The sequence below is a fragment of the Reichenbachiella sp. MALMAid0571 genome, from assembly GCF_040151475.1.
Lineage (GTDB): Bacteria > Bacteroidota > Bacteroidia > Cytophagales > Cyclobacteriaceae > CAXBNB01.
The window spans coordinates 211,563-229,792 of sequence record NZ_JBDKWG010000146.1; the positions used below are offsets into that span (position 1 = coordinate 211,563).

Here is an 18,230-nt window from a genome sequence, read left to right on the forward strand (position 1 = left end):
TATTGTCCTTGCGTACTCCAAATTCTCAACGAAATAGGAAGGTGGTTTTAGTCATTAACCATTTCTTTGATCAGGATATCGCTGCTCTAAAAGCTGTAGAAGGGAACTCAAATTTATTTTTTCTTGTAATTAATCCTCAGCATCTTTTTGCTCCTATTATTTCAGCGTTTCCAATCGAGATTAAAAGAGCAGCAATACCCTATGATGACCTCAGTCAAAGGAATAACCGTCAAACAGCCAGTAAAATATCACAATTTATTTTAAAGTTTTTGTTGCGAAAAGTTGAAATAGATTTAATTCTAACGCCATCGGACTTATATTATTGGGTAAGAGAATTTATTTTGAAAGCTAAACTTGAGGGTATAAGAACCATAGTTTTGGATAAGGAAGGTATTATCTCACCACATTACTTTCATTATCATGCTTTGAAAATTAAAAGACTTTTCCCACCAATTTCTGATGGATTTATTGTTTGGTCCGAAAGACAGAAATCATTCTGGGAAAATGTAGGAATTAGTAGCAGGGATATAAAAATTATAGGTCAACCAAGGTCTGATCTCTTATATCGCCTTTCTAAGAAAAGGCTTAATATATTTGACGATGATACAAAACCCTTAGTTTTATTTTTTACATACTTTGAAAATGCTTATATAACCCCTGAATTGGAAGAAGAAAAGGGACTTTCTTGGAGAGAACTAAGGAGTTCTTCGCATCGCCAAATTAAAATTTTAGCTAAGCAATACTCAGGTATAAATTTTATTGTTAAGTGTCACCCTCAACAATTAGATATTGAGGATGTTGTATTATTTTTTAAAGAGCTTCAAAATGTTAGAATTTTGTCAGGAGCGGAATCATCTAATCAGTTGTTAATTAATGCTAGTTTAGTAATTGGATTCCAATCAACAGCACTTATTGAATCAATTGTTCTAAGAAAGCCTACGATTTACACTTTTTATACGGCAGATGTAGAAGAGTTTAAAGATGGGATACTTCCGTTTCATAAATTTGAAGTTTTCGATGTTGTACATTCAGAATCTCAATTATTTGAAAGAGTTTCATATTATATTGAATCTGATTTTGAAAACATTATGAATGAGGAATCAAGGGAAAAACTCCTCGAACTATACTTTCATAACCCGGACGGGAATACTGCCAAAAGAGTCATTTCCTACTTAGAGTCAATTACTTAGAGTGAGTTTAAGTAAAAAAATAGCCAAAAATACTGTTATTAGCGGAATTGATTTATCTGTTAGTATAGTGTTTGGATTTCTTGTTGTTCCAATATTACTCGGGAGGTTGGGTGAAGAAGTGTTTGGTATTTATAGTCTTATTCTTGTCTTTTCAGTAGGGGGATTTCTTTCATTCTTTGATTTAGGACTTGAAGGCGCCCTGACTAAATACTTGGCTAAGTATGATGGGTTGAAAGATTACGATAATTTCACAAAATACTTTTGGAATGGACTGACGCTCTATTTAATAATTGGGTTAGCGATATTTCTAATACTATTTGTCACAATATATTTGATTGGGGTTTTTCCATTCAACATTCCATCAAATTTGATTGTCCTAACTAAAAATGTTCTGTTAATATATATATATCAGTTCCCATTTCAATTTCTATCACTTGGTTTTAGAGCGACCTTAACCTCAGTTCATAAATTTGGCGCTCTCAAGACAATTAATATGGTTTACATTCTATGTAATTTTTTATTGATTTATTTCCAGTTTAAGAGTGAACATGATTTTATTGAATACATATATTACTTCAATGCTATATTTGTTGTAAAATGTTTCTTTGAGTTTTTAGTATCAGTTAGAGTAATGCCATCGAATTTGAGGTTTAAAGTTTCATTTCAAAGGCCTATTCTAAAAGAACTTTATGGGTTTGCTAAATTTCTATTTCTTAGTAAGCTCGTCGGATTTATCTATAATTTCACTGATAAACTAATTATTAGTTTTTTTATGCCCATTGCGAATCTATCAAAGTTCAATATCTTAGTTAAGATGCCAAATTTGATATCATCTATTAGTTCGGTACTTAACTCGACTATAATCTCAGTTACATCAAATTTGTCTGCATCTAATAACGATAAGGCACTAAAATCACTTTTTATAAAGGGGACAAATTTTAAAATGATAATTATTATTCCGATCGTAATTGTTTCGGCATTGGTTTCAGATCAATTTATAGAACTTTGGGTAGGAAAAGAGTACAGTGATCTCGCTTTTCTTTCTGTAATACTATTGATTCAGTTTGCTTTTAGTCAATTTACATCCTTAGGTTCTACTATGATGGTAGGTAGCGGATTTGTCAAGGAGGTATTGCCATATTCAATTTTTGGAAGCATAGTCAATATTGTAATTAGTTTGTCTTTTTTATCAAAGCTGGGATTGTTAAGTCTTGTATTAGGAACTACTATCTCACATGCAATTATTTTTATGCCTTATACACTAAAAATGATGAGCCTGTATCAGATTCCTAAAAAAGTATTTTGGCTAGAAATCAGGAAAACATTGCTATCATTTGTTCTATTTATTGGAGTTTGCGTTCCAATTAGGAAATTTTTTGATCCATCAAATTTTTTGATGCTTGGCATTGAGATGTTGTTGATGCTGTCTCTTTATTTCTTGATGGCATTATTGTTTGTCCTTGGGGAAGAGGATAAAAAACGCTTAAGGAGGATCATCAAAATTTAACAATGAGATGTCTCATATTGTAATTTTAAACACGCTAATGATAGCGTTATATGCCCTTTACCTGATAAGGATTGTGAGTAAGTTAAGAGCTCATGTTTTCCCGTTATTGTACCTCATAATTATTTCATCATGGATTCTTTCCTCGGTTTATGCACTAGATTTTGGAGGGACCTATATATTCGAATTAAGAATTACCTCATTTGAATCATTAGCTACGAGTGCTTTGGTTCTGTGTAATATTGTGTTTTTTGAAGGGGTATTCTCCTATTTGGTTAAGAAAAATTACTACTTGACTCCTGAAGTGAAGAAACCACTTATTCTCCCAAAGCATCTACAACTATTGGGATACATTACCAATATTCTCATATTGGTAATGTATGGTTCATTTTTCTTTACAGGAGTACCACTTCTTTCTGGGATGGATCGAGCATCTTATTGGAATATGATTTCTGGTGTTCCAATTATCAATTTTGTTTTAGGAAACTATTTATTAATATCATTTTTAGTAGGCCTTAAATACGCATATATGAAGAAACTTGGAAAAGACGTTCGTTGGTCTATTTTTCAGTTGATTTCAATTATTTTATTTTTCATATTAGCTGGAAATAAGTTCTCAGCATTGTTCAGTATCATAACTAACTTTCTTGTTTCTCCTACTTTTTTGGGGGTGTTTGATACGATTTCATTTAAAAGACTCCTCAAAATTGGCTTTGCGATAATTGGTTTTTTTTTAATTACAATTCTAATTCAAAGCAATACTTATGGATTGTCTAGTGAGGCATATGGAGAGTATAAGATTTTTTCTTACCTCTTTCAGCGAGTTTTTGTTTTGCAAGGAGAGATTTGGTGGAAAACTTTTCAAGATGTAATAATGGAAGGAAATTTTAACGGTAGTCACTTTCAAGAAGAATTAAATGCTATTTTATTCAATAATCTAGAGCCATACACTGGCTTAAAATATTTAATGGTTGAGGCGGCAAATGGAGATTTCATTTATGAAATTTTGGAAGGAAATTATCTATATACAGGTGCCTTCCCAGCTATAATAATAGCGACATTTTCAAAAATTTTAGTTTTTCCAGTTCTTTTTGCTTTAGGTAGGTTCTTAGCTATTCTTCTTCTAACTTTTAAAGAATTACATTATAAGAGAAGTTTTTTACGCATATACCTTATTTATGTATTATATAGTACGTGTTTGTCTATGATTTTAGGAGGCACTTTCGGAAATTTTTTTATGATGACTAACTTATTAAGAGTTTTGATGCTTATGGGAATAGCACTTTTGATTTACGATGGGTACAAAAAAATAAATTCACAAACCGACTTTCAATAATGGCAGGCAAGAATATTTTATTTATTTCAATTTTTGATTTGACGAAGGTCTTTGACGCCATTAGCAAAAAGCTACCTGCCTCGAATAAATATTTCTGGATAACAACGAATGAACTTTGGACTAACTATCTACTTGATCAAGGAACAGAAAGAGATAAGATACTTCAATTGATTTACAAAAAGTCTGATTTTCTGACTGACGATGAAAAGAGTGAATTATTGAAAGAACTCATTAAAAATGAAAAAGAAGCTGATTTAAATATTTTTCAAAGTATAATAATGGATAGATTCTTGATGTTTTCTAACATGGAAAATATCGAAGATTATGTTTTTCTCTATTATAGAGAGATATCAAAATTTCTACTAAAACATAAAATAGATATTGTATTTGGAGAGCCTACTAATTTTAATGAACTGCTAATATACATAGTAACCAAAGGACATAACATTGATTTTATTGCGCCAAATCATATGAGATATCCTAGTGACAGAGTTGTCTTTACAAAAGGGTATTTAAAATCGGAACTTGTCAAACTGAATAATAGTCAGGATCGTGAACTAGGTAAGCAGTATTTTGAGCAGTTCAAAAGTGAAAGGGAACTTCCATCTTACTTTACAATAAATAATAAGCAGAGAGTTTTTGATATACTAAGAATTACCAATTCCATTATGCAAAGAATTGGACAGTATAGAAAAGGTTCAGTTAATCATCTTACACATCATCCATTAAAAGAAAGAATCTCATATAACCTTAGAAAGGTTATCAACTCATTCATCCTCAGAAAAATACAAACTTATAAGCAACTGAATGTTATAAATAAGAAAATTGCTTTTTATGGGATTCATGTGCAACCAGAAAATTCAATAGATGTCATAGCCTCTTTTTTTAGCGATCAGGTTAAGCTTATCAAAGATATAAGACGATCTTTGCCTTTTGATTTCACATTGATAGTAAAGGAGCATCCCAATAAACTAGGTTCAAAGCCACTTATGTTTTATTCGGAAATAAGAAGAATTCCTGGTGTGGAAATAATCCATCCCCTTACAAATGCATTTGAGATTATGGAAATGGCTAGTTTAGTGTTTACTGTTTCGGGGACAACAGCGTATGAGGCTGGCTTACTAGGAAAACCTGCTATTATGTTTTCTCCGCTATTTTTTAATGGTCTGTCAACAATTTCATATTGTAATAATATCTCAGAATTAAGTGACTTGGTTAAAAAATCCATTAATCGAGATCAGGATCAGAAAAATGATGAAGAAGTAATGGCGGATCTATTTGAAAATTCAAACAGTGGTTACTGGACGGATCCATACACTGATGAAAAAGTTTTAGACGATAAAAATATTGAAAAACTTGCTGTTGCATTTGATAGAGTTATTTCAAAATGTTGAAGTATTTATTCCAAGACTTGCCTAGAAATAGAGGTAATCCTAAGTTTATTTGTATTCTAGCGTTTTTTCGTTTCGTGCATTTTTTCGCAAAAAAGAAACAGAGTATTTGTTGGTATTTGGGCATTCCATTTATGATAGTATATCGCATCTTGGTTGAAGATTTTTTGTGTATCGAACTTAGGGCATCAACAAAGGTCGGCATAGGATTAAAAATCGATCATGGATTCGCTCTAGTTATTAATAGCCATGCTGTTATAGGTAATAACGTTCATTTGAGACATTCTACAACTATTGGTTGCAAAATGAACGGAGATGGAAGTCAAGGATCAAGTCCAGTGATAGGGAATAATGTTGAAGTTGGAGCGAATGTTGTAATCCTAGGTGATATAAGCATTGGTGATAACTCTAAAATCGCTGCTGGTAGTGTAGTGATTTCTGATGTTACTCCAAACTCAATAGTTGCTGGCAACCCTGCTAAAGTAATTCGTCAGATCATGTAGTATCAATGCGTTATGAATACTAAAACCATCATCTTAGTTAATGATTTCGCTTATGTAAATGGCGGCGCTAGTGAGGTAGCAATCACCTCAGCAATAGCTCTTTCAAAGAAAAATTATAGAGTAATTTTCTTTTCTGCTGTTGGGCCAATTGAAGAAGGGTTAAAAAATAGCAATGTTGAAGTTATCTGTTTAGGTCAAAAATCGATAGCAGATGCTAGAATCAGCTCAGCTCTAGTTCAGGGAATTTGGAATTTCAAAGCAAGAAAAAATTTTAAAAAACTGCTTAAATCGGTTGATAACCAAAGTTGCATTATTCATATTCATGGTTGGACTAAAGCCCTATCTTCATCATTTGCTTCCTTAATCAAGAAAATGGGCTTTAAAAGTATTCTTACTCTTCATGATTACTTTACTGTTTGTCCGAATGGAGCTTTTTACAACTATAAAAAAAATGAGATATGTAAATTAAAACCAATGTCTTACAGTTGTATAACTTGTAATTGTGATAAACAGTCATTTTATCACAAAACTTGGAGAGTGCTCAGACAGTTTGTGCAATCAAGTATTTCAGGTATCCCTCGGAAAATGAGCACATTTATAAAAGTATCTGATTTTAGCTTTAGAATCCTTTCTGAACATCAGCAATTCCGAAATGTTTATTCAGTCAAAAATCCAATAAACATGATTTTTGACAAACCTGTCGATGTAGCAAAGAATAAGCTCTATGTTACCGTGGGTACGATTGATTTTCAAAAGGGACCACTTCTTTTCGCGGAGGCGACCGAAAAAGCTAATGTACAAGCTATGATTATTGGATCGGGACCATTAAGTGATCGGGTACAAAATAATTTTAGTTCAGTCAGTATTACTGGATGGTTAACAAGGCCAGATGTTGTGAGCAGATTAAAAGAGGCAAGGGTGCTAATATTTCCGTCGGTTTGGTATGAAACTTTGGGCCTTGTTGTTCTAGAAGCAGCAGCTTTTGGTATACCATCAATTGTTGCGGATACTAGCGCAGCTCGTGAATTAATTGAAGACGGGGTTACTGGGCTTCTTTTTAAAAGTGGAGATGTCAATGACTTAGAAGAGAAAATAAGTATCTTGAAATCAGATGATTTAGTAAGACAGCTAGGAGAGAAAGCTCATAGTAGATATTGGAGCGACCCTCAAACAAAAGAGTCACACATAGTGGCGCTTCATAAATTGTTTAATCATTTAGAAAGCTGATGAAACCGAGAAATCCCAATGAAGATGGAAGGAGGATAGGGTTAATCTGTCCAACATATAATGCTGGTAATATGTGGAGAGAATGGATTTCTGCGGTTAAATCTCAATCGGAGAAGATCAAAGTTTTGGTAATTGATTCGGGTTCTTCGGATAAAACTGTTGAACTGGCAAATGAATCTGGATTTGATGTTTTATCTATTCCTAATCATAAATTCAATCATGGTGCTACTAGAAACTTAGGTGCAAATTATTTTGGTAATAGTGTTGAAATATTAATCTACCTAACTCAGGATGCAATTCTTGCTTCTAAAGATTCTGTCTTAGCTATTGTCAAAGCCCTCAATAATTCAAATATAGGAGCTGTTTGCGGGAGACAGTTACCTAGAATAAATGCTACCTCTATAGAGGCGCATGCGAGAATATTTAATTACTCTAGCTCTTCGTCTGTTAAATCTAAGGCGGATTCTGATGCTATCGGAATAAAGGTAGCCTTTATGTCGAATTCTTTTGCGGCATATAGTAAAGAGGTATTCGACTGCTGTGGCAAATTTCCAGAGGATACCATCTTTGGTGAAGATATGTACCTAGCAGCCAGAATGATTTTGGATGGGTGGAAAGTAGCTTATTCTGCCGATGCTTGCGTATATCACTCGCATAGCTATACGATTCAGGAAGAATTCAGACGATATTTTGATGTAGGAGTATTCCAGAAGCGCGAAAGTTGGATTCAATTTGAATTTGGCTCAGTAGGCAATGAAGGCTTTAGATATATAAAGTCTGAGTTAAAATACTTAATTAGAACAGGTAAGTTTTATTTAATTCCTGAATCTTTTCTTAGAACAATTATTAAAATTACAGCCTATAAATTAGGAAGACTTGAAAAAATAATTCCTCAAACTATGAAAATGAAGCTTAGTATGAATAAAGGTTATTGGAAATGAAGAATGTATTGATAACAGGCGGAAGTGGATTTATTGGCCAGCATTTAATTGGATCGTTGCTCAATTTGAAGAATATCGGCCATATATTAATTTTGGATATCAAAGAACCCCCACATGCGGAACATTACAAAATGGCTTACAGGTATTGGGACATAAGAGAAAACGAATTTGTGCCGTTGCTGGATCGGCAATATGATACATGTTTTCACCTTGCTGCTTTATGTAAAGAACCGGGATTTGAATGGGATGAATATTTCCAAACTAACTATGTGGGAACACAAAATGTAATTTCTTTGTGTGAAAAAGGTGGAGTAAAAAACTTCATATTCACAAGTACAATGATGGTTTACAAAGCAAGTGAAGAAAGGCGTAATGAAAAAAGCTTGACTTCTCCAGATACTGCATATGGGATGAGTAAATTGCTGGCGGAAAAAGAAATACAAAGATGGGCGCTTCATGACGAGGAAAAATCATATTGTACATTGAGGACTTCAGTTGTCTTTGGTAAAAATGAAAAAGGTAACTTCACAAGGCTGTACTATGCACTAAAAAAAAATCACTTTGCATTTGTCGGAAGAAAATCTACTGTCAAAAGTTGTATATATGTAAAGGACCTTTGCTCTGCCCTATTATATTTTATGGATAAGAAAAATAAAGAGACTTACAATTTTGCATTTACGAAAGGTTATTCTATTGGGGAGATAGTTAATACTTTTGCTAATGTGTTTATGTTTAAATCATTTACCCCTGTAATTCCAATTCAAGTCTTACTTCCAATGTCTAAAATATTTCAATTTTTAAATACTATAGGTGTAAGAAATTCTATTCATCCAAGAAGAATTCAGAAACTCTATTACTCTACCAATATTGACTCTAGCAATATTGTTGCCGCAGGATTTTTTTTTAACTATAATCTTGAATCTGCCCTTAAGGACTGGAAAAAAGACTGCAATAATCAGGACTTATATTAGCGACCTGAAAAAGGGTTTAATAATATTTCATTAAATTGAGGCATATTAATTACGTGTGTAAAAATGGCTAATCGTAGATATTCGAAATATTTTCCAATAATATTTCTATTTGCAGATTTATTCTTTCTAAACCTAGGATTTATTCTAGCGAACAAAATCAGGTTTAGTTTCTGGTGGTACGAATCAAGCGCCTATCCATTTCTTTTTGGGTTTCTTAATGTCACTTGGATCATAATTTATTTTCTGACCAAGCTTGATCGGGTAGATAGAGAAAAAGGTGTCGTTGACAATATCTCTCAAGTACTGCTTGCCCTGACCATCAACCTGGCAGTAGTTTTTGCCATGTGGGTAGCCACTAGAGCCTATTTTTATTCCAGAGAACACTTATTTTATACCTATTTGTTTTTCTCCATTTGTGTGGTATCCTGGAGGGTGGGGGTTATTTATATTCTCCGGTATTATAGAACCAAGGGTTTTAACCTTCGCAATATTGTTATTGTCGGGTATGGCCCTATCGGCAAGAGTTTAGAGAGGCACTTTCGTGATAACCCGGAAATAGGTTATAACCTGTTAGGTTTTTTTGATCATAATACTGATCAAAAAAATGTTATAGGTGATATTAAGTCGGCTATGACTTTTGCACAGGAAAATCAGGTTGATATTATGTTCTGTAGTTTGCCCAAACTGTATGACAAAGATGTAAAAAAGCTGATAGATTTTGCGGAAAATAATTTGATCAAAATCAAGCTTGTTGATGATTTGAGAATAGTTGGTGACAAAAACTTGTCCGTTCAAAAATATGGTGCTATCCCGGTCATCAATGTCAACTCCATTCCACTTGATAAAATGGTGAACAGGTTTTTTAAAAGGGCGTTCGATCTGGTTTTCTCTTCGTTGGTTATGATATTCATATTGTCATGGATGGTTCCGCTTGTTGGCCTCTTGATAAAACTGGAATCCAAAGGACCGATGTTTTACAGGCAATCACGTCATGGAAAAAACAATCAACTTTTCTTGTGTTGGAAATTCAGAACTATGGTGGTCAATGATGAAGCAGATACCAAACAGGCTGTAAAAAATGACCCGAGGATTACCAGAATAGGTAACATTCTAAGAAAAACCAGTATTGATGAGTTTCCTCAGTTTATCAATGTCTTTCTGGGCGACATGTCTGTGGTAGGGCCCAGGCCACATCCGGTAAACCTCAACAATATCTTTTCTCCCAAAATTGACAGGTTCGTGCAGAGACACGCTGTAAAACCGGGCGTAACTGGTTTGGCTCAAGCCAAGGGATATAGGGGTGAAACCAAGAGGTTTAGCGAAATGTATGGAAGGGTAAAACTGGATCGTTTTTATGTGAAAAACTGGAGTCTCTACCTTGACATCAAAATTCTCTTCCTCACTGTGCTTTCCCTTATCAAGTATAAGGCCTACTAATTGATTCATTTTACTGGTGTCCGACTAAAATTGAAAATGAGGAAAAACATACGTTTAAACGAAATGAGGAAAGATTTTTCACGATCCGTCAAAACTACCCCTACCCTAAAGGGAGAAACGCAAACGATCCCTTTAGGGAATTCAAAGGGTGTTTTTAGCGGAAATTATCAATTCGAAAAATCTTTTCTCGGACACCAATAGATTTATTTCACCTTTAAATATGAAGGTTTCTCTTTTGTTTTTTGCTTGTTTGTTATCATTGATCTCTGTCTATGGACAATCGACACAAAACGTATATAATCCACAGGTTTATGCTAATCTTGATGTGTTGCAAGCAAAGGGTTTGATCAGTCAGGGAGCACTGGCACAAAAACCGTTGAAAGAGCAGACGATTCTAAAACTACTTGATAACGCTCAGCAAAAAGTTGAAACCGATGATCCAATTTTTACTTTTATTGAGTCCACACGGAATTTATTGACCAATAGACAAATTAACCATTCAAAGGATTTCAATATTGACTTGCTGCAAAAAGTATCCTTTGCTCAGGTTTTAACCAACCAAAGAGAAGGCCTGGTAGAAGAAAATGGATTGGGTGGTGTAGATGCTATTTTCCAGCCCTTACTAACCAATCAGGAAGGAAGGTTGTTTAGAAATAGCTACAATGCTTATTTAGAAACCAACCAAGCCATAAACTACAAAGACTTGTTAAGCATACAACTGCAACCTCAGTTGGTCATGAACAAAAACAATGCTGTCAACAATCAGCTAAGGTTCCAAAAACTTTTGCTCAATGCCAATCTTGGATACCTACAGTTAAGTATCGGACGAGACAATATACAATGGGGACCTAGACACAAAGGAGGCTTATTGTTGTCACAAAATGCACCTGCTCTTGATATGATCAAATTATCTGTTGCGGGGCAAAAAAAGCTTCCCTGGTTTTTGAAAAAACTCGGAACATATAATTTCTCAACCTTTGTGGCCAATATGGGAAATGACTATGCGCAATCCAATGCGAAAATGGCTGCCTATAGATTCGACTTTCAACCCACTGAAAAATGGAATTTCGCTGTGGAACATACGGTTGTTTTGGGTGGTAAAGGAATCGGTACACCGGGTTTGTCCAGGGCTATTGGGGAATATGTTGGTTTTTTGATTGAGGCCGGAGACCCTGCTCCGTCCAATCATAATTTCACAGGAAGCATAACAAGAAATTTCGGTGATGCAAATGTCTATATAGCAGGTATGTTTGAAGATATTGACAGCAACTTTGAAATGCTTATGGTTCATAATGCAACATGGTTGTTGGGCTTTTACCTTCCGGAAATTGGATACAATGCTGCGTGGAGCTTAAGAACAGAGTTGATTAGGTCTGCTCCCCGTGCATATCGCCATGGCATATACCAAGATGGCCATTCTATAAATGGAAGAATATTGGGATTTGGCTTAGGTTCTGATGTATTCTTGTTAAATACAGAACTTACTTATTTATCTGATAAAGTGGGTTTTTTGACAATGAGCATACAGTACATCAATAGATCCGGTGACACTTATAATATTATCACCGAAACTGAAAATGATTTTGTGGATCTGGAAATAAACGAAAATAGGCCTGAAGAAAACCACTACCTCCTGGGACTTAACTGGACGAAAGGATTAAATGATAAACTCAATGTCAATTTTAGTCTGGGGCTTGACTATACCCACAACTACCACTTTGTAAAAAAGGATTCACAATTGGATTACATGTGTGGGTTGAAGGTAGAATTTTTTCCTAACTTGTGATCAAAAAGCACAAATTGATTACAAGGTTACAAGAGGAAAAGATATTGGGAAGGAAAACTTATACAACCGTTTCCAACGAAGCAAAAAAACTTTATACAGGCAAAACCATTCTGATTACCGGGGCTGCCGGATCCATTGGCTCACATATCTGTAAGGAAATAATAAAGTATCAAATTGATACTTTAATCATGTACGACCACAATGAAAGTGGTTTGTATGATTTATACCAGGATTTACTGCTTCAGGACAATAGCACGAACAAAGTAATTGTGGTTGGGGATATTTGCAATGAAAATAGCCTTGAACATCTTTTCGAAAACCATAAACCGGACATTGTTTTCCACGCTGCAGCTTATAAGCATGTCCCTATCATGGAAAATCAGCCTCTGGAAGCGGTAAGAACCAACATATTAGGAGCTAAATTGCTTGCTGATTTATCTGTAAAATACGATGTAAAAAAATTCATTTTTGTATCCACAGATAAAGCAGTAAATCCTTCAAGTATTCTGGGAGCTACCAAAAGAATCAGTGAACTTCATTTGATTTTAAAGGCCAATCAAAAATCTAGCGATTGTCAGTTCATTTCCTGTAGGTTCGGCAATGTACTGGAATCGAACGGTTCAGTTGTTCCCCTTATCAAAAAACAAATCAAACATGGAGGATCTGTAACTATTACTCACCCGGAAGTTACCAGATTTTTTATGTCCCTTGCAGAAGCTACTTCCTTCTTGCTGGAATCTTCATTCATTGGAAATCAAGGAGAAATACTATTTTTTGATATGGGCAAACCAATCAAAATTTTAGGTCTTGCCAAGCTGTTGATCGCCTCTTCAAATAATACAGGTTCAGTTGAAATTATTTATACGGGACTCAGGCCTGGTGAAAAAATACACGAGGAAGAGATTCTCCCAAACACCAATTCTTCTTCTACCCCCCACCCCAAAATATTTAGGGTCATTACAAATTCTTCTCTTTTAAAATCGTTCGAAAAAAATTTCATTTTACTTGAAAAATACTTTCAAGAGCAAAATGAATTAGAAATGGTGAAAACCATGAAACTTCTTGTACCTGAATTTAAGAGCAAGGTATCCAGGTTTGAAGCTCTGGATTCTTGAATTGCAACCAATTCAACTATGAAAGGTCTAATTGAGACACTTCACTGCGTTCAGTGTAACAAACCAGATATAGTAGCTCCAAATCAGGCTTTAGGAAAGATAGCTCGTTTGTGTTCAACAGCACCCTTATCATTCTGAAGCCTGATTTTTGGGCAAGCCAAACACACAAAATGAAAAGACGATGAAGCGTACTGGTGCAAGCCTTTTATTTTGAATAGAGAATGATGCTGTTTTGAGATATTTCCTGTCTGCCTGGGCAGGCACTCCGCTCAATATGACAAGGTAGAGAGAGGATGTTTACTCTAAAATTAACCTCAGTTCGATATAAATTATCGTATCAACCGTCCCAAACCGTCACTGCAAACTCTTTTTGGGCAGGACAGTGGGTAGGCAGTTTGTTGCTAATAAGATCTTTCCTTCGTCAAGATGACAAGGCTAACATTCTGTTCATAAACCATGACTATCGTTGAAATCACTAAGGTTCGTTTTGTCAACTCTGCCCTCAAGGCAAACACATTTAAAATTCTTCCTTCCATATTCTAAGATTAATATCTACTTTAGTGTTAACAGTTGCTTTAAATGTTTTTGATTTGAATTGTTGTAACCGAGAAAAGATTTTGGCTTAATGAAAACAATTAAAAAGCACACCCCTGCCTGATCAGGCAGGCAGGCCTAAATCCCCTAAAGGGGACTTTCATTCTCCTTTTTAGGGAATGGGGTATTTTTGAAATCACGAAAAAATCTTTTCATATTCTATGAAAACTTACGTTTCCTAAAAAAGGATAAATTCGTCGAATGTTAGTAAATTTTAATAATCATAAACTACAATGAATTGCCAAAGGGAAAAATTCAGAATTGGTCGTAAAGATGCTTACCTCAATGGTGCCTACATGTCTCCTTTATTGAAAAAGGCAGAGAATACCGGAAGACTTGGCATTTCAAAAAAGCGGAAACCTCATAAAATAGCACCAGATGATTTTTTTGAGGATACTGAAACCATCAGACTTCTTTTTGCTCAGTTGGTGAATTGTGATCAACCCGAAAGAATGGTTCTCATACCATCTGCTTCTTATGGTATTGCCAACGTGACTAAAAACATCAAAATCAAAAAAGGTGAAAATATCATTGTTGTTGGAGATCAGTTCCCAAGTAATATTTATCCCTGGATGAGACTTTGCAACGACAACAATGCAACACTCAAAACCATCCACGCTCCTGACACTCTCGAAAACCGAGGATCAAAGTGGAATGAATCTATATTGTCGGCCATCGATCAAAATACAAAAGCAGTAGCCATTGGGCATGTTCATTGGGCAGATGGCACATTGTTCGACTTAGAGGCTATTAGAGCTGCTACGACAAGTGTTGGGGCTCTATTGATAATAGATGGCACACAGTCGGTTGGGGCATTGCCTTTTGAGATTCAAAAGATAAAACCAGACGCCTTAGTTTGTGCCGCTTACAAATGGCTTTTGGGGCCATACAGTATAGGCATTGCTTATTATGGTGCTACATTCGACGAAGGCATACCCGTTGAAGAAAATTGGATTAACCGTAGCGGTAGTGAGGATTTTGCCAATCTGGTCAACTATGAAAATGAATACCGACCCGGAGCATTGAGATATGAAATGGGTGAGCACAGCAATTTCATCCTGACTCCTATGTTTTTAGAATCCATCAAACAGATCAATAAATGGAAACCTGAGAACATTCAAGAATATTGCAAAAAATTAATTTCGAACCCAATTGAGGAGTTAAAAGATTTTGGATTGTTTATTGAAAATGAGAGTCAAAGAAGTGCTCATTTATTTGGGATTAAGTGCCCTAAAGAAAAATTGGATTCTATCAAAAATGCTTTTAAAAAACACAGAGTTAGTGTGTCATTTCGAGGGGATTTTATAAGGGTTTCTCCCAATGTGTATAATGATCAATTGGATATGAATCGTCTGGTAAAGTCTTTTAAACAAGTATTCTAATTGAACAAAGAAAAGCTTTACATATTAGTTGGGTTCATTCTTACATGCTTGCTGTTTGAGGTAAAGTCACAATCTTTGGAACTGGAAACACTCCCTGCTACCACCAAGTGGAATCAAATCAAAACAGATAATTTTAAGGTAATCTTTCCTTATGGATTTGAATCTGAAGCAAATAGAACAGCCAATATATTGGAGAACCTTCATGCTCCTGCAAGTAAATCTCTTGGAGTTAAACCCAGAAGGTTTTCTGTAATCCTTCAAAATCAACATGCCATTTCCAATGGGTTTGTCACCGTCGGCCCTCGCAGGTCAGAGTTTTTTACCACCTCTCCACAGGACAACAAAAGTCGGGGAAACGTTGATTGGATCGAACATCTAGCTACGCATGAATACCGCCACATGGTGCAGTTCGAAAAAGCATATCACTCTCCAATCAATAAGTTGATGTATTTTGGGTTTGGTGAATACGGATTAGCTTTCGCAGCAGGAATAGCAGCACCAAGTTGGTTTTGGGAAGGAGATGCCGTAGGAATAGAAACCTCATTTACAAAAACAGGCCGTGGGAGAACACCGAGTTTTGAGTTGACATTTAAAACCAACCTGATGGAAAAGGGAGGTTTCAACTATACTAAGCAGCACCTAACTTCCTTCAAAGATTTTGTGCCTAACCACTATGTGACCGGTTATTTTATGACTACCTATTTCAAAAGAAAATACGGAATAGATATCTGGGATAAAATTATCAGGCACTCATTTGGTTTTCCATACAGACCTTTTGTTTTTTCTAATGCCATAAAAAAAGAAACGGGAAAAAACCTCTTGCAAAACTATCATGACATGACCACCGAAATGTCAGAGTTGTACACAAAGCAAATCGAAAACATTGCTGAAGATAATACTGCCATACAAAATCGCAGAACCAACTCCATTTATACCGATTATCATTATCCTCACCAGCTGGAAAATGGAAAAATCATCGCTTTAAAATCCGGATTTTCAGATACCGACAAGTTGGTTTCCATAGATCAATCAGGAAATGAAAAAGTACTCTTCACTACTGGTATATTAAATGATCCCGGATTTTTGAGTATCAATGACACCAGGGTGGTGTGGACGGAATTCGAATTTGATCCCAGATGGTTGAAAAAAACATACTCTGTTATCAAGTCTTTTGACCTTTCAACCAATACCTTTCGCAAAATCACATCTAAAAGCAAATTTGCTTCAGCAGCCATTTCTCCCGATGGTACTACCATCGCAGCTATTGAAAATACTACTGACAACAAATATTGTATTCAATTGTTGGATTTTCAGTCTGGGGAAGTGATAAAAACATACTCCAACACACACAATGATTATTATTCTATGCCATCATTCTCTGATGATGGACAATCCCTTGTATTACTTAGAAGCGAGAAAGACGGGAAGTATTTCATTAAAAAAAATATAGAAACAGGAATAGAAGAAAATTTATTGTTTTCGAAAAATGAAAACTTTGGCCATCCGGTTTCATCTAAAAACTATGTTTTTTATAATTCTCCTTTAAATGGTATTGACAATATTTATGCACTGGATATGGACACCAAAGAAGTATTCCAGGTGACTCATTCTAAATATGGTGCTTTTAACCCTTCATTTTCTCCAGATAAAAAAGAAATAATATACAACCAATTTAGTGCGAACGGCATGGACATAGTATCAATGCCATTAAATACAACAAAATGGACTCCTTTGAAAGATGTTACTGATCGAAACATCAACTTTTCAGAACCGATGGTTCAGGCAGAAAATGGGGAGGAATTACTTAATAATATTCAATACAAAACATATTCGACCACACCATATAAAAAATTATGGCATACCATTCGTCCTCATTCCTGGGGCCTTTCAGCCATTCCAACAAATAACTCAGTAATTGTTGGTGTCAATTCTCAAGACATATTAAGTACTACATCAATTAGTACCGGATTAAAATATGACTCGGATGAACGAAATTGGTTGAAATATGGCATCATTAGTTATCAGGCATTGTATCCGATTGTAGATTTATCCATAGTTGATGGCAGCAGATCTACCACGCTGAATATAGAAGGTGGCAACCAAACTTTCAATTGGAAAGAAACAACTTTATCTGCTGGGCTTAGAGTACCTCTTGTACTAACGAAATCAAAATACCTTCGGAAACTTACCTTCTCTTCAAAATCTATATTTACTTCTGTATCCGGATACAATCTACCCAACAGGTTATTTATAGATCAATCAGGCAATGGAAATCTAAATGCTTTGGAGCATAGTATTCAATTTATCAATAATATGAGAAGAAGTAAACTTGACCTAAATAGTAAGTTTGGTCAGTCTTTGTCAATTCACTATAATCACACTCCAATAGGAGGAAACTATCAAAGCAAACTCTTTGCTATAGAAAGCAATTTATTCTTTCCGGGAGTTATCAAACATCATTCAATACGATTGAGAGGTTCTTATCAACATGAAAACTCGACTAACTACTATTTTGACAGCCCTGTTCAATTCACAAGGGGTTTTGGTTATTTCCCTTTCAAAAATTTTAGAAATTTATCCGCCAATTATAAGATGCCATTGTGGTATCCTGATATACATATTGGGCCATTATTTAATTTACAACGGATTTACATCAATGGCTTTTATGACGATGGCTTAGGAACGGATAGTAACCAAACTGACATTGCTCTTAAATCCTACGGAGCGGAACTCTCCTTTAACTTCAATCTTATGAGGTACTTACTTCTTTTTGATCTGGGAGTTCGCTATTCCTACATGCCGGAGTTTGATGACAACAGAGTCGAAATAATAATTGGCGGTATCACTTTCTAA

At 35.0% G+C, this 18,230-nt stretch carries 13 protein-coding genes; all 13 read left to right on the top strand.

Annotated features, from left to right (window positions below; all coding sequences use genetic code 11):
• Positions 1-41: 41 nt before the first annotated feature.
• The 13 genes from AAOP42_RS19135 (at position 42) to AAOP42_RS19195 (ending at position 18,230) form a co-directional block, all read left to right on the top strand.
• Positions 42-1,190: a CDP-glycerol glycerophosphotransferase family protein gene (locus AAOP42_RS19135; RefSeq protein ID WP_349530184.1), complete on the top strand. Its 1,149-nt coding sequence runs from the start codon at positions 42-44 to the stop codon at positions 1,188-1,190.
• A 1-nt stretch (position 1,191) separates the two neighbouring features.
• Positions 1,192-2,697: an oligosaccharide flippase family protein gene (locus AAOP42_RS19140; protein ID WP_349530185.1), complete on the top strand. Its 1,506-nt coding sequence runs from the start codon at positions 1,192-1,194 to the stop codon at positions 2,695-2,697.
• Positions 2,698-2,770: 73 nt separating this feature from the next.
• Positions 2,771-4,030 carry a DUF6418 domain-containing protein gene (locus tag AAOP42_RS19145; RefSeq protein WP_349530186.1) on the top strand — a complete coding sequence of 420 codons (1,260 nt, stop codon included), beginning with the start codon at positions 2,771-2,773 and terminating at the stop codon, positions 4,028-4,030.
• On the top strand, positions 4,030-5,424 hold the full coding sequence (locus tag AAOP42_RS19150; RefSeq protein WP_349530187.1) for a glycosyltransferase family protein: 1,395 nt from the start codon (positions 4,030-4,032) through the stop codon (positions 5,422-5,424). The genes AAOP42_RS19145 and AAOP42_RS19150 overlap by 1 nt, the downstream gene beginning before the upstream one ends.
• Entirely contained in the window at positions 5,418-5,924 is a 507-nt protein-coding gene (locus tag AAOP42_RS19155; RefSeq protein ID WP_349530188.1) for a serine acetyltransferase, read from the top strand. The genes AAOP42_RS19150 and AAOP42_RS19155 overlap by 7 nt, the downstream gene beginning before the upstream one ends.
• A 12-nt stretch (positions 5,925-5,936) precedes the next feature.
• Positions 5,937-7,151: a glycosyltransferase family 4 protein gene (locus AAOP42_RS19160; protein ID WP_349530189.1), complete on the top strand. Its 1,215-nt coding sequence runs from the start codon at positions 5,937-5,939 to the stop codon at positions 7,149-7,151.
• Positions 7,151-8,092 carry a glycosyltransferase family 2 protein gene (locus AAOP42_RS19165; protein ID WP_349530190.1) on the top strand — a complete coding sequence of 314 codons (942 nt, stop codon included), beginning with the start codon at positions 7,151-7,153 and terminating at the stop codon, positions 8,090-8,092. The genes AAOP42_RS19160 and AAOP42_RS19165 overlap by 1 nt, the downstream gene beginning before the upstream one ends.
• On the top strand, positions 8,089-9,063 hold the full coding sequence (locus AAOP42_RS19170; protein ID WP_349530191.1) for an NAD-dependent epimerase/dehydratase family protein: 975 nt from the start codon (positions 8,089-8,091) through the stop codon (positions 9,061-9,063). Before AAOP42_RS19165 ends, AAOP42_RS19170 begins: the two co-directional genes overlap by 4 nt.
• Positions 9,064-9,126: 63 nt before the next feature.
• On the top strand, positions 9,127-10,500 hold the full coding sequence (locus AAOP42_RS19175) for an undecaprenyl-phosphate glucose phosphotransferase (protein WP_349530192.1): 1,374 nt from the start codon (positions 9,127-9,129) through the stop codon (positions 10,498-10,500).
• Between the two features lie 220 nt (positions 10,501-10,720).
• On the top strand, positions 10,721-12,286 hold the full coding sequence (locus AAOP42_RS19180) for a capsule assembly Wzi family protein (protein WP_349530193.1): 1,566 nt from the start codon (positions 10,721-10,723) through the stop codon (positions 12,284-12,286).
• A gap of 14 nt (positions 12,287-12,300) precedes the next feature.
• Positions 12,301-13,401, top strand: coding sequence for a polysaccharide biosynthesis protein (locus AAOP42_RS19185; RefSeq protein WP_349530194.1), 1,101 nt, complete (start codon positions 12,301-12,303; stop codon positions 13,399-13,401).
• An 827-nt stretch (positions 13,402-14,228) separates the two neighbouring features.
• Entirely contained in the window at positions 14,229-15,377 is a 1,149-nt protein-coding gene (locus AAOP42_RS19190) for an aminotransferase class V-fold PLP-dependent enzyme (protein ID WP_349530195.1), read from the top strand.
• Entirely contained in the window at positions 15,378-18,230 is a 2,853-nt protein-coding gene (locus tag AAOP42_RS19195) for a TolB family protein (RefSeq protein WP_349530196.1), read from the top strand.